Annotated in this window: 10 protein-coding genes and 4 pseudogenes; 12 read left to right on the forward strand and 2 right to left on the reverse strand. The window is 34.8% G+C overall.

The features are described 5' to 3' along the window. Window positions 1-123 precede the first annotated feature (123 nt). The 11 genes and pseudogenes from EM4838_RS15665 (at window position 124) to ssb (ending at window position 11,412) form a co-directional block, all read left to right on the forward strand. Window positions 124-546 (forward strand): hypothetical protein, encoded by a 423-nt coding sequence (locus EM4838_RS15665; protein ID WP_071867376.1) that lies wholly within the window; start codon window positions 124-126, stop codon window positions 544-546. Between the two features lie 18 nt (window positions 547-564). After that, window positions 565-2,047, forward strand: a pseudogene (gene mobP2, locus EM4838_RS16925) (MobP2 family relaxase); the annotation flags it as partial. An 84-nt stretch (window positions 2,048-2,131) separates the two neighbouring features. Then, a pseudogene (locus EM4838_RS17185) lies at window positions 2,132-2,320 on the forward strand (hypothetical protein); the annotation flags it as partial. Between the two features lie 132 nt (window positions 2,321-2,452). Further along, window positions 2,453-2,656 carry a hypothetical protein gene (locus tag EM4838_RS15675; RefSeq protein WP_233433788.1) on the forward strand — a complete coding sequence of 68 codons (204 nt, stop codon included), beginning with the start codon at window positions 2,453-2,455 and terminating at the stop codon, window positions 2,654-2,656. An 18-nt stretch (window positions 2,657-2,674) separates the two neighbouring features. Beyond that, window positions 2,675-5,446 (forward strand): annotated as a pseudogene (locus EM4838_RS16930) (ArdC-like ssDNA-binding domain-containing protein). A gap of 61 nt (window positions 5,447-5,507) precedes the next feature. Further along, entirely contained in the window at window positions 5,508-6,977 is a 1,470-nt protein-coding gene (locus EM4838_RS15690; RefSeq protein ID WP_071867378.1) for a toprim domain-containing protein, read from the forward strand. A 10-nt stretch (window positions 6,978-6,987) separates the two neighbouring features. Continuing rightward, a pseudogene (locus tag EM4838_RS15700) lies at window positions 6,988-9,191 on the forward strand (type IA DNA topoisomerase). A gap of 15 nt (window positions 9,192-9,206) precedes the next feature. Next, the gene (locus tag EM4838_RS16655) at window positions 9,207-9,356 is read left to right on the forward strand and encodes a hypothetical protein (RefSeq protein ID WP_164885436.1); all 150 of its coding nucleotides are present in this window, start codon (window positions 9,207-9,209) and stop codon (window positions 9,354-9,356) included. 80 nt (window positions 9,357-9,436) lie between these two features. Further along, window positions 9,437-10,033, forward strand: coding sequence for a type IV toxin-antitoxin system AbiEi family antitoxin domain-containing protein (locus tag EM4838_RS15705; protein ID WP_071867380.1), 597 nt, complete (start codon window positions 9,437-9,439; stop codon window positions 10,031-10,033). Between the two features lie 12 nt (window positions 10,034-10,045). Beyond that, the gene (locus EM4838_RS15710; protein WP_071867381.1) at window positions 10,046-10,945 is read left to right on the forward strand and encodes a nucleotidyl transferase AbiEii/AbiGii toxin family protein; all 900 of its coding nucleotides are present in this window, start codon (window positions 10,046-10,048) and stop codon (window positions 10,943-10,945) included. Window positions 10,946-10,947: 2 nt separating this feature from the next. Further along, window positions 10,948-11,412: a single-stranded DNA-binding protein gene (gene ssb / locus EM4838_RS15715; RefSeq protein WP_071867382.1), complete on the forward strand. Its 465-nt coding sequence runs from the start codon at window positions 10,948-10,950 to the stop codon at window positions 11,410-11,412. Between the two features lie 536 nt (window positions 11,413-11,948). On the opposite strand, the gene EM4838_RS15725 is transcribed toward ssb, so the two are convergent. Both EM4838_RS15725 and EM4838_RS15730 read right to left on the reverse strand, forming a co-directional pair. Next, window positions 11,949-12,983, reverse strand: a complete 1,035-nt coding sequence (locus tag EM4838_RS15725) for a radical SAM protein (protein WP_081367449.1) — start codon at window positions 12,981-12,983, stop codon at window positions 11,949-11,951. Between the two features lie 13 nt (window positions 12,984-12,996). Next, on the reverse strand, window positions 12,997-13,503 hold the full coding sequence (locus tag EM4838_RS15730) for a hypothetical protein (RefSeq protein ID WP_071867385.1): 507 nt from the start codon (window positions 13,501-13,503) through the stop codon (window positions 12,997-12,999). Window positions 13,504-13,698: 195 nt separating this feature from the next. On the opposite strand from EM4838_RS15730, the gene EM4838_RS15735 reads away from it, so the two are divergent. Continuing rightward, a complete protein-coding gene (locus EM4838_RS15735; RefSeq protein WP_071867386.1) occupies window positions 13,699-14,583 on the forward strand; it encodes a helix-turn-helix domain-containing protein in 885 nt (294 codons plus the stop codon). Window positions 14,584-14,611: the final 28 nt, after the last annotated feature.

The following is a 14,611-nucleotide window of genomic DNA, read 5'->3' on the forward strand; positions in this document are numbered from 1 at the left end:
ATCAGTTATTAGATAAATTTTCTGTAGTTCAAAGTCATAATACGGAAATTTTAGAAGAATATATTCGACAGAATAATCAAATTATCGAACTTTTAATTGAACAGAATAGAGGAGAGATATAGCATGTCTAAAGTCATAGACAAACACATTTATTTTCACGAAACCCATATAGATATTCTAGATGAAATCATTGCAACTCATGCGGATGTAAAAAATTATAGTGAAGCTGTTCGGTTTTTATGTATGAATTATGATCCTGAAATGGGGAAAAAATTAAATTCTAATCAAGCAAAGTTAAATGGAATGAGCAAAGAAATTTCCATATTAACGGAAATCGTTTCAGAGTTTGCTGAACTTCATTTGAAAGATACAGGAATACTATTTGGTACAAACTCAACGGTTTATCAAGAAGCAAAAGAGCGAGTGGAAGGAAAGATAAAAGTGAATCAAACGAAGAAATATTCTCCTAAGGTTAAGAAGCCAATGAATGAGTCTGATCATGAAAGAGTAAACCCATTTGATCCAACAAAGATTTTAAAAAGATAAATATAGAGGGAGAGTATTATGAGTAGTAGATCGCCTGCGGTTATTCTCACTTGTCAATTTACATTACCCAATAAAAAATCCTTTTCTACGTATATTGACTATATGACAAGAGAAAAAGCACTGGAAGAAATAGACCGACGAACACCTGAAGAAGAACAAGAATTGCGTTTGATCAAGAATGCTTTAGAGGATTTTTATATTCCTAAAGGGGAAACTTTTTCTGAGAGTAAGACAGACAAAGAATTCAGTGAAACGTCGAATGAAGCTAAATCCTTGATGGAAAATGGGATTAATTTTGACAAGTTAGAGGAACAAGATTTTACTAAATATCTTTCTTATATGACACGTCACTATGCGTTAGAACAAAAAAATAATCTTACGCAAAGTGAACAAAAAGAATACCAACGCTTGAACCAAGCAATGAAAAAATATCAAACAGAACCACATCAAAAAACTTCAGGAAATCTTCCTGGAGTTTTTTCTATGGCTTCGGATGAAGTGAAAGGAAGTGATTTGAAAGAGATCAAGCAGATTTTCCAAAGAGGGCAACAAAAAGGGTCGATCATTTATCAAGATGTTGTCTCTCATGATCATTCGTATCTTGAAAACATAGGACTGTACGATCCCAAAACAGACACCTTAGATGAAGAAGGTTTGAAAGCGGCTGGAAGAAAAATGATGGAGACATTATTTGAGAAAGAGAAACTAAATGACACAGGCTACTGGATGGCAACAATTCATCGAAACACGAAACATATCCATATTCATTTTGCAATTGTTGAAAAAGAAAATACGCGCAAGCCGTACACTGAGATTGAAAATGGGATGAGTTATATCGTACCGAAAGGGAAGAGAAGGCAAGCAACATTAGATGCCATGAAAACCAATTATGTACATGAGTTAGAACGTTTTCTTATGAAAAAGATCGAATGATTGGTATGGAGAAACGTAATTTATTGACTCGGAAAATTTACGTAACACCTTAACAAAAGTAGTAAAAAACCCAGTACGTTACGATCAACACGCTTTGAATTTGTTAAAAGAAGTTTACAAGAACTTACCTGAAAAACGTTCTGAGTGGAACTACGGGGATGAAAATCGAACCAAGCTTTCACCTTACGTTAGGGAGAAACTCGATGAGTTAACCAAATATGTTTTAACAAATGAACCTGAATATCAGGAATATATGCAGATTTCAAAAGCATTAAAAGAAGAAGCAAAAAGTCTTTACGGAGAAAGTAAAAGGGAATCAAAGGATGCAGAAAAAAATGCTCTTTTTGATTTGAAAAAGCGAACAGGAAATGCCATTTTAACTGAATTGAAGAAACAAGATAGTACTATAAAACCGTTGATTGAAGGATTAGATGGGCTGCATTTGATTTATAATCAACAATCTTTTAAAACACTTAAACAGTTACCAACCGATGAGTATAAAAACAGATATGAAGAATGGATAAAGAAAAGAAAACAATATCAACCTGAATTGAAGAAACAAGATAGCACTATAAAGCCGTTGATTGAAGGATTAGACGATCTACAGATGATTTACAATCAACAATCATTTAAACCACTCAAGCAGCTACCAACTCATGAGTATAAATATAGTTATGAAGAATGGATAAAAAAAAGAAAGCAATATCAACAACGCGTGGTCACACAACGGAGCTTGCGACAATTGAATCGTACAATTAGCGCCCATGAAGAAAAATACCAAGCTTTAAAGACATATGAGGAACAACAACGAAGAATTCAATTGGAACAAGAGAGACAATAGGAGGAGACGTAAAAGAGTCCTGAACGTGATTGTTCAGGACTCTTTTTTTCAATGAATTGTTTTCGCCAATTCACTGAGTGCTGTGTTTCAAGCGTATTATATCAAACTATTTTTTAGTTGGAAGAGGAGGAGGTGAATAAAAATGGCCCAATTAATTACAGCTGTGATTGTGATAAGAGTCGAGACAATCTAGTGTTTGTGAAAGAAGTCGAATCAGAAAGAACATTTATTGTCACAGACAAAGAAGCAAAAGCGTATCGACCAGGTGATCTCTTAATACTAGATCTCACTACCAAAAAATTTGTCGATGCTGCAGAAAATTATCCTTTTATTTAAGAAAAGATGGTGAACAAAATGGAACAATCTCAACAAGTAAATCCTGAAGTACAAGAACAACTAAAGAAATGGGAATCACTTTCACGTGAAGCACAAAATGAAATTATAGTGATCTTTTCTCAAAATCCTGTTAATTTCAGAATTGCTTTAATGAAATATGATTTAAAGGATACTGAAAATATTTTTACAGGATTGGGGACGCCTGTAGGGAAGGGTTGGGAAGAACGATACAAAGAGTTAGAAAAAGAAGTTAGCACCTTCAAAGCAACCCGTAGAGAATGGTTAGATCAATATGAAGATAGTGGGGTTATGTATATTCCAGAAAGTTTATGGGAGACAGCTGAAGAGTTAGGAATGATGGAAAACTACCCCAAAGTAGTTTCAACTAGCGAACTCACTGCACCAGTTTTGCCAGAAGAGGTAAAGGGAAAAAGTAGTCTCACTTTAAACGAAGAAGAAATCACTGGAAATAGTCGGCTTGCACAAGCACAAAGAAAGCTTATCCGATAAGAAATGAGTATGTTACGACATTTGAAAGGCTGGCTGAACACCAGAAATTAACAAATGGTCAGCCAATGAATGATAAAGAAACGGATCTAGCTGGTTTAGTCAAAGAGAAAAAATCGAAAATAAAATTAATCAATTGCAAGAAGAGATTCAAAAACAAGAAATTATGTTGAGAAATTGACTAGACAATCTGAGCTTAGAAAATGGGATATAACAAATACGGTGGGCTAGATCTTACAATCGAGAATATTCCACGAATCAAAGAGGAGATCGAAAAATTTAGGAATGGAAAATCTCAATTTTCAGTAAAAACAATCGAAAAGTATCAAAAAAAATTAGTTGAATTGGAACAGTTGAAAGAAAAATCAGAGAAAGGAAAAGCCAATATTTTGCCTGAAGCGCAGGCAATTATTGAAAGTGGCCGCGTTACTCAGTGGGAAAAAAATCCAACTATATATTTTGTTAAAGGGTATCGTAAAGTGGCATTAGAGTTGAATGAACAAGGCGAATTTGAAGTATCAAAAGATACCAACCAAAGACTGAAGAAGAAAAAAGAATTGTGAGTGAGTTACTTGAAAATAAGATGGCCGAATATGGTGTTCAAAAGCAAGAACCCAATCATTATTATCGTGTAGAATTCAATGAAAATGATGGAACAATGCGGAACTATCAGGGTGAAATCGTGACACAATCACTTCTTGAACAAATCAAAGCGTTAGACACACACTATACAGGGAAAACAAGCTACCACAAATTTTATTTTGAAGAAGTAAAAGAAGGTGAAGTTGTTAATCAGTTACGACTAGACGTTGGAGACGGGTTACAATTGAATGCTGCTATTTATCAAAAGCTAGAGGAGTTATGTGACCAAACATTAGAAAAGAATACTGAAAAAGTAATAAAAAATGAAATAGGTAGCCACGATAAAAAGGTAGAGACAAAGAAACCAAGTTATCAAAAACGGTCAACAGAAGAGATTAAGCAAGAAGTCAAATCGCTTTCCCAACAGGCACTGGACGCGGTGAAAAAATATACCCATTCTCCTGAAGACGTCAAAGAACTCTGAACTTTATGTCGCGTTTTCCAGAACGATCTTTTAGAAATCAGTTATTGATCGAGGAACAATTTCCAGGAGCAACGGCGTGTTTAGGTCGTGCCGCGTTGAAAAAAGAAGGCATTTATATCAAAAAAGGAGAACAAGGTAACAAGATCTTTGTCAGAAAAACGGTCAAAGGATTCTATGATAAAGGACGTGGCTTTGTTCGAGAAACAGAGGCTACACCAGAAGATAAAAAACGAATCGAAAGTGGCCAAATCGAAGTGATCAAAAAACCTTACTACACGATTGAAAAAGTGTTTGATATCACACAAACACAGTTGAAACCTGAAGACTATCCGAAAATCTTTCCGAACCGTGTGTTTGATTTTCAATTGGATAAAAAAGGACAATCAGAACTACAAGCTGGGATTCAAGCGGTAGCCAACACTATTGGTATACAAATTCGAGATATGACAGAGAGTGAAGTTTATCCAAGAGAATTAGGACAAGCACGTGGGGCGTATGTTCATAACGAATTTACTGGCCAAGAAGAAATTGTCATGAATACTAGAAATACACCGACGCAGCATTTAGCTACAAGTATTCACGAATTAGCGCATGCCAGAATGCACAAATTTTCAGAATTAGACACTGCGACCAAAGAACTGCAGGCAGAAATGACCTCTTATATTGTTTGCAAGCACTTTGGAATGGACATGTCTGAAAAAGCAATTCCCTATATTGCAGCATGGACGAAGAATGGTCAGATTTTGGATGATAAAGAAGCAACGGAACGCGGGAAAATCATGAATGATGTCAGCCGTGTCGCGAATGAATTCATTCAAACCATTTCTAAGGAGATCAATCAGTACAGAGAAAGAGATCCTGAGATCCAACAAGCAGAAGTGAAGCAAGATCATAAAAATCCTGTAGAAATGGTAGAACAAAAGAATGTTGTTCGTGTCGGTTCCCTTTGGATCGACAAGAAAGACGGCAAAGTTATGGAAGAAGATACCGGACGAACGCTATCCTTGAAAGAAGCTGCGTTTATTGAAGATCCGCAGCATAATCAAGTGATTTTGAAAGGAAAAAGTTATGGAAAAGAGATCCAGACTGCATTATCTTCAGAGGAATTTGCGCTAGGTAATCCATTTCATTTTTCGCAAGAAACAGTGTCAGAAATGGCGAAACGAAAAAATGAAATCTATCATGAGCAGCAAATGACACAAAAAGAACGAGTATAAAACAAGCAAGAAAGACTATCTGAACAAGCAGATAGTCTTTTTTCTTTTTGGAGGTTTAAAAATGACAGAGAAGAAAATGAGTATTGTAGAACGATGTAAACAAATCGATATCGTAGATTTTGCACGAAATAATGGAATGGCTGTGGTTAATAAAGGACGAGATTATCGGTTAGAAGATCATGATTCTTTTGTTTTTGATCGACGAAAACAACGGTTTCACTGGAATAGTCAAAATATTCATGGAGATATTATTGAATTAACCAAATTATTCTTTATTGATAAGGAAATTCAAGATCCAAAAGAACAATTTAAAGCAGCAACGAACTTCATTTTAAAGAGTGAAAATAAAGTAGAACGAGTCGATAATCTCCATTTTGAAACAGAACAATATAAAGATCACCCTAATGATTACCAACCACTTACAGAAAAAGGTAGAAGTTATCTAAAGGAAGAACGTAAATTACCAGGTTGGTTAATTGATTATGCGGAAAACGAAGGGTTGCTGGCCGAATTAAAGCCAAGAAATGAACGGCAAAATTTCTTGGTTCGAGACGATCGCTTAGATTATGCCGTTGCTTTTTTATGGAAAGACCCCCAGACAAAAGAAACGGTTGGAGCAAGTTATCAAGGAACAAAGATAGACTTTGATCGATTTGGTGAAAGAGGAACGTATAAACATATTGATAAGAACTCAACAGCGAATCATGGATTCAATTTAAAAATTGGTGATCCGAAGCACTTAAAATTCTTTGAAAGCAGCATTGATATGCTCAGTTATGCAGCGTTAAATCGTGAGAAGTTGCAAGATACCTGGCTAGTTTCTATGGAAGGCTTAAAGCACAACGTAATAAGTCATTATTTTGGAGAAGCTGTTTCTGAACTGAGTCAGAAACAAGAGTTTCCAAAATCAATTGAAGTTTGTGTAGATAATGATCGAGCAGGGCATATTTTTTATGAAAAAGAACAAATGATGGGGGCAGTTAATCCGTTTACGAATGAAAGGGTTCGGTGTGAACGAGGCATTGCCAATGATTGGCAAGTACCTAAAGACTATCGAGAAATTTATGAAGAAGTTGCTAGAGAAGAGAAAGTGGCAGCTGAAGCGATTATGGCAATCCACAAGACGGAAAATAATTTAGAGCCAACCAATCAATTAGTATCCGCACATAATGTTAAATCAGCATTTGGAAAGAAATTGACAGTCAACGAACAGGTAGAAACGATTGATTTAAAGAAAGCCTGTACTACAGTTGCCAAAGAATTAAAAGCTTGTGAGCGATCTGATGGTACGTATGATTTTGATCGTTTTTATAGTAAGAAAGCAGATATGAAAGATGTGAATGCGAGTATTCTTTTTTCTTATAAGGCGGAAGAGTACTATAAGGGCTATAAAAAACATGAACATGAATTTGTATCTGAAGTAAAAAAAGACTGGAATGATCAATTGAAACATGAGATCCAGCAACAAGAAATCAGAAAACAAAAACGTGCCATGTTGTTTCAACAAAGCAGACAACAAGAAAGGGAGTGAAGTAAGCACGATGAAAACCGTCATTTTAGCAGAAAAACCGTCACAAGCGAAGGCTTACGCAGAAAGCTTTTCTAAAGCCACTCGAAAAGACGGTTATTTTGAAATTCAAGATCAATTATTTTCAGGAGAAATTGTAATCACTTATGGCTTTGGTCATTTAGTCGAGTTAGATTCTCCTGATATGTATGATGAGAAATGGAAACAATGGTCACTAGAACATTTGCCTATTTTCCCTACACATTATCGCTATCATGTTCCTAAAGATAAGAAAAAGCAATTTAACGTAGTGAAGCAGCAACTTCAATCGGCCGATACCGTTGTTATTGGACAGATAGCGATCGTGAAGGTGAATTGATTGCTTGGTCGATCATTCAACAAGCAGGTGCAGACCAGGGAAAAACCTATAAAAGACTTTGGATCAATTCATTAGAAAAAGAAGCGATTTATCAGGGATTCCAGCAGTTACGAGACGCTGGAGAGACCTATCCAAAATTTGAGGAAGCTCAAGCACGTCAGATCGCCGATTGGTTGATCGGTATGAACGGTAGTCCACTATATAGTTTACTCTTACAGCAAAAAGGCATACCAGGGAGTTTCTCCTTAGGCAGAGTTCAGACTCCAACGCTTTATATGATTTATCAGTTGCAGGAAAAGATTAGAAACTTCAAGAAAGAACCCTATTTTGAAGGGAAAGCCCAAGTAACCGCTCAAAATGGCACATTTGATGCGAAGCTTGATCCCAACGAAACCCAAGTGACGCAAGAAACATTTGAAGCGTATTTAAAAGAAAAAGGTGTTCAAGTAGGAAAACAGCCAGGCACGATCCTTCAAGTCGAAACAGAGAAAAAAAGTGCAGCTAGCCCACGTCTTTTTTCTTTATCGAGCCTTCAGTCTAAAATGAATCAACTCATGAAAGCTAGTGCCAAAGATACATTGGAAGCCATGCAAGGGTTATATGAAGGAAAGTATCTAAGCTATCCGCGAACGGATACCCCTTATATTACAGAAGGGGAATATGCGTATTTGTTGGATCATTTAGACGATTACAAGAAATTTTTAAAGGCTGAAGCAATTCCGACTCCTACTCATACACCGAATAGTCGGTATGTGAATAATAAGAAAGTCCAGGAACATTACGCGATCATTCCTACAAAAACAGTCATGTCAGCAGCGGCTTTTGAACAACTAAGTCCGCTGCAGCAGGCCATTTATGAACAAGTTTTAAAAACAACGGTGGCCATGTTTGCGGAAAAATATACCTATGAAGAAACAACGATCTTGACGCAAGTCCAGCAGCTTCAGCTAAAGGCAGTCGGAAAAGTACCAGTAGATCTAGGTTGGAAAAAGCTGTTTGGCAAAGAGAGTGACAGAAAAGAGAAAGAAGAAGAAGCGCTACTTCCTAAAGTGACAAAAGGAGAAACGGTCACGGTGGATCTACAAGTCCAGGAAAAAGAAACAAAACCACCACAACCTTTTACGGAAGGTACGTTGATCACTGCGATGAAAACAGCTGGGAAAACTGTGGATAGTGAAGAAGCACAATCCATATTGAAAGAAGTCGAAGGAATCGGTACAGAAGCGACACGTGCGAATATTATTGAAACTTTGAAACAAAAGGAATACATCAAGGTAGAGAAAAATAAGCTTGTGGTGACGAATAAAGGGATTTTACTTTGCCAAGCCGTGGAAAAAGAGCCGCTGCTAACAAGTGCCGAAATGACCGCCAAATGGGAAAGCTATCTTACAAAGATTGGTGAGCAAAAAGGGACACAAGAAACTTTCTTAGCTAATATCCAAAAATTTGTCTCTCACTTGTTGGAAGTCGTCCCAGGACAAATCCAAGCCACTGATTTTGGAGCAACGTTACAAGAGGTGAAAGCAGCCACTGAAAAGCAAGAAGCGGCGCGTCATTTAGGATCTTGTCCAAAGTGCCAGGAAAAAGAGGTCATACTTTATCAGAAGGTGGCGGCTTGCACGTCTGAAGCCTGTGATTTTAAATTGTGGGTAACGATTGCCAAAAAGAAACTCACAGCGACACAACTGAAAGAGATCATTCAGAACGGCCGAACAAGCCAACCAGTCAGAGGACTAAAAGGTCAGAAAGGTTCGTTTGAAGCAACGATCGTTTTAAAAGAAGACTTCACAACAGACTTTGAGTTTTCTGAAAAGAAAAAATCGAACTATAAGAAAAGAACACGCCGCACTACAAAATAATGGAGGAGTTACCTTATGCGAAATACAACACACAAACAACAAGAAATCGAAAATCAAAAAGCAAAAATTCGTTCAGAACAAGAGAAATTACGTGCCAATAAAAGAAGACTGCAACAATTAAAGAATCAGCAGCGGATTCAAAAAGAAATCGAATTAGATCGATAAAATCTTCCTGACTATTGTATACGAATAGACTTATGTTATACTGTATTTATAAGTTTATTCGTATACAAAGGAGGGAGAAAATGACAAAAGCAATGGTATACAAGCTGCTAGAAGAATTTAATGGAACTTTGGCTTTGAAGGATGCCAAAAAAGCGGGCATTTCTCCTGTAACGATCAAACGTATGGTAGATCGAGGGGAGCTGGATCGAGAGTATCCAGGTTTTTTCACTTTACCTGGCCAATTTCCTGATGAATTGTTTATGGCGCAAAAGAAATATGAGCGCGGCATTATTTCACATATTACCGCGTTAGATTTGTATGATTTAACAGATATGATTCCTAGACAGATCGATTTGACTGTTCCTTACGGTTATCACGTTTCTGGAAAAGGATTGAAGGAATTCGCAGTTGAGTTACACTATACAAAAACAGAATGGTATGAACTAGGTAAGGTTGAAATAAAAAGTCGCTATGGGAATCCTGTTATAGCCTATGATCAAGAAAGAACCTTGTGTGACATTTGGAATCCCTGGTATAACGTTGAGGATGAAATCAAAGTAAAAGCAATCAAAAACTACATGGAATCGAATAGAAAAAATCTTAGAAAATTGAATGAGTATCGAAGAATTTTGCCAACAGACAAAACGATGCGCTCTTATATTATGGCTTTAAATTAAAGGAGAAGAAACATGACACCTACGCAGTTAAAAGCAAAAGTGAAGAATATTTCGAGAGAAAAAGAAGTTGATCCGCAGCTCGTTTTAAGACATTTTATGATGGAAAAATTCTTGGAAAAAATCTCAGAATCTCCTTATCGTGAAAATTTTGTTTTAAAAGGCGGCTTCCTAATTGGATCAAAGTATGGCATTGAAAATCGAACAACCAAAGACATTGATACGACTTTACGAGAAATGAAAGTGACAAAAGAGACATTAACAAAAGTTTTAAACGATATTTTCTCCACACCGACGAAAGAAGGAATTCAATTTGAGATCCAAAGAATAAAAGAAACGAAAGAAGCCGATTATTATCCTGGTTTTAGCTTACGTGTGCTGGCACATTTAGAGAATATGCGGCCAGATTTTAAGGTAGATGTAACTACAGGTGATTCGATCTATCCAGCAACGATCACTCACAGTCATAAATTGATGTTTGAAGATCGAACAATTCCTTTGGAATCTTATCCTACAGAACAAATTATTGCCGAAAAATTAAGTGCAACCTTTGATTTTTTAACTGACAATTCGAGAGGAAAAGATTTTTATGATCTCTATACTATTCCTAAAATGGAGAAGATCGATGAGAAGACCTTGAAAGACAGTGTGAGAAATACATTCACACGTCGAGGAAAAACTGATCCGTTAAAGACTTACTATAAAAAAGATATGGATGTACTGAAAAATAGTAATGAGCTAAAAGATACTTGGAAGAAATATCAAAAAAGTAATCCTTATGCTGCATCGATCACGTACGAAGAGACAATGAATTCGATTAGCAATTTGATGGAAAAAGTGATTCACGTCGAAGAAAAAGAACGAAACCTAGCTTATCAAAGACACCAACAGATGAATCGAGAAATGGAGAGATAAAAATGATCAATAATGTAACTTTAGTAGGACGGTTAACTAAAGATCCTGATTTACGGTATACAGCTAGTGGTACAGCAGTAGCCACTTTTACTTTAGCCGTTAACCGTAATTTTACCAATCAAAGTGGCAATCGAGAAGCCGATTTTATCAATTGTGTGATTTGGCGTAAACCAGCGGAAACGATGGCTACATTAGCTAAAAAAGGTAGCCTGATTGGTATTGTTGGCCGAATTCAAACTCGAACCTATGACAATCAGCAAGGACAGCGCGTATATGTGACAGAAGTTGTGGCCGATAATTTTCAGTTGTTAGAAAGTAAAACAGCCACTGAAAATCGTGCCAAGTATAATCCAGAGCAAGATAGTTCAAGAACGACTCACTTTGAGAAACAGGATGATACTAATCAAGTAGAGGATCCTTTTGATAGTCGGTTGATTGATATCAGCGATGACGAGTTACCATTTTAATTAATTGGAAATTACAATCTCCTATTACTATAATTATATTGCAAAGAAATAATTCTTTATATCATAAAACCCCATCGGTCTGTATGCTGATGGGGTTTTAAGTTTCTATATTATATACATGTATTCCTTATTTAACGGAATATTTTTGTATATTGAAAATCAAATAAAGAACGTATACGATATGTCCACCTATTAATAAACAGGTAGCCAATAATGAAGATATTGTAGAAACCATAAGTGTAAGAAGTAACACTAGCATTAGAAAACTGAAGTATATCGCTAATTTTTCTTGTATTATGGGAAGTAATTTCATTATTTGAAGTTTATTGATTATATTATTCCAAAAAATACTGCCAACTATATCTATAACTGCAAACATTAGAAACATAATATATTTGTTGCTAAAAGCTGTAGGTACAGCAAATTTGTTTATATGGGAAACTATATTTTGTGGGAGAACTAATAATGAAATTAAAAAAAACAACAATGTAAGGCAAACTAAAACAAAACTTTTCTTGTTCATAGGATGAACTCCTTTATGCATAAAGGTATTTTCTTAATTTTAGTTTATCATAAAATTTTTTGTTAATAACGTCAACTATCAGAGGATAGTTTTCGATAATTGTTTTACGAATATCTGGATTATTATAAATATAAGCACATGTTTGACAATGATGTCTAAATTTTGGTGGCTTAATATCTGGATTCCATTTAATGACCTGGTCAAGTATATTAATTGGTCCATCTACATACAACCAACGCTTCATAAAATCATTCTTCTGTTTATTGTAAATATCTTGGAGATCAGTAGTATTTTGCGGACCTAGTTTCATATCTGCAATATATTTATTAGTTAATCCACAGCATGAAATATATTCGTTATTTGGATTAAGACCTATAAATTCAAAAAGATTATTACATCCATCTTGTACTTCTAAAGGATTTAGCTCATTATACTCATAAATTGTGTCTTTATGGAAAGAAACCCAAGTACTACTTATGGAGCTAAATAATTCTTTGTTAGGATGGTTTTCAATTTTTTGATATAACTCATGTAAAAAAAGGTGTTCTTGCTTAAATTTAGAATGTTTTGTTGATTCAACTGAAATAGTGCATCTAATCCCATTTTCAATGCATGCTAATGCACCTGTCATCACTCTATCCAAAGGAACAAATTCTAAATGATTGTCTCCGGTAGAAAAGCTTATTTCCATTACACCATTATCTCTTAAGTTCTTTAAAAATTTATTCGCTCGATCATAGTTACTAGCCCAGACTCCATTTGTTACTAACCTAGAGAACAATCCTTTACTTTTTGCATATTTAATAGCAAGTAGTAATTCTTCTTTTAGTAAAGTTGCCTCTCCACCAGTCCATACAATAAATTTAACAGATTTGTATTTTATAACACTATCAATAAATGTTGTGTAATCCTTGAGATTAGTATTGATTTTTTGAAAGGGACTGCATCCAAAGCAACACTCTTTACACTGTGCATTACATTTATAAGATGTAATTATCGCTGCGTTAGTAGGTGACAACCAATTTACTAATTCTTTCTCATGGGTCATAATAGGTGCCTCCTTATAGCCTTACTGATTCTCCGGCTTCAAGTTTTTGGAAAATCTCTGTAACTTTGCTACCAAAATCACTACCGCCATTTTTAGTAGCAAATTTAGAAATTGCTCTATGTTTTTCGCTACGTAAAGAGTTTTCTGCTATGTTATCTTCTTTCACAGCTATTAATGCTATCTCTGCAGCTACTGCAACTAGAGTAAGGACAACTCCTCCGCCTTCAACAGCAATAGTAAAGTTCGTATATACCCATGTTTCTCCCATAACGACTTTTGCTTTATTGTTCTTAACATTAGATGATTTTAAAATTTCATTTTTAAACAATTGAGTGAAAAATTGTTTGATAGATTGTTGGGTACAGGCTTGTAACATTTCAGGATCTTTTGATAAATTTAGTAATTTTTCTGTCCAAGTAGTCGTCACAAACTGTTTTTTCTCTGTATCTAGCGGTATTTCAATAAAAAAATTATCTTTCACACGATTTTGTTCAAATATATTTACTCTTTTATTTTCCATGACTATATACTCCTTTATTGTGCTTCGATTAACCAATAATCTCTTTCTGTATCTTTCATATTTTTTACCTCCTTATTTAAGAAGTATATTCATAAAAATATTGGTTATTTTGAATTGTATAGAAATGCGTCGAGTGTTATCGTATGAAATTTTTATATGTTATATTTAATAAAGGATTTTTTCGAGGTGACCAATGTGAAGCAAGGGGATATTATAAAAAAACTTAGGATTGAGCGTGGAATTTCACAAGAAGCGTTAGCAAAAGGAATATCCACGAGAACAACACTTAGTTCATTTGAACGAAGGAACACAGAGTTATCTTCTTCTGCTCTGTTAAAGTATTTAGACAAGTTAAATGTAAAATTTGACGAGTTCCAATTTCTATTGTGTGATAATCTGTTGAGTCAAAAAGAAAAAGTAATAAATAGATTTATAGAGATTATAAATAGTAATTTTAATAGGAAAGAGTTGGAAGTTTATTTAACTCAATTGGAAGATGTCTATAGTAAGCACAAAGACAATTTTTACTTAATGATTATTGCTCAACTAAAAATATTAAAAGCTGCTATATTGGAAATTAATGAATTAGAAAAAAATGAGGCTATCCGACTAATTAAAGAGTATCTATTTAAAGTAGAGAATTGGTGTCATTTTGAACTTACCATTTTTAACAATGTTTTATTCATTTTTTATAGTGAAGAAATAGTTGTTCAATTTGAGAATGTAATTTCTCGGATGTGGTTATTACAAGATAAGGCACATTACAATAGTTTAATAAGTACATTTTTAATTAATGGCTGTTTTTTAGGTTTTGAAAGAGCTGATGCTAATTTAGCCAGTTTATTTGTAAGACATCTTGAGATTGTAAGTGCTAATTCAAGATTTGTAGAAGCTAAAATTTATTTATTGATTTTTAAAGGTTTACTTCCAAGTATTAGTAATCAAACACTGGACTCAGTATCAATAAAAAAAGGCCTAAAGATATTAGACATACTTGATGAAGCAAAAGCAAATTCAATTAGAGAATTTATTTTTCAATATTTAGAAACTCAAGGATATGAAGTCTGCCTAATTTTATAAAGCACAAGCTGAATTTCTGTAATAAGTG

This window comes from Enterococcus mundtii, assembly GCF_002813755.1.
In the GTDB taxonomy this organism is placed as follows: domain Bacteria; phylum Bacillota; class Bacilli; order Lactobacillales; family Enterococcaceae; genus Enterococcus_B; species Enterococcus_B mundtii.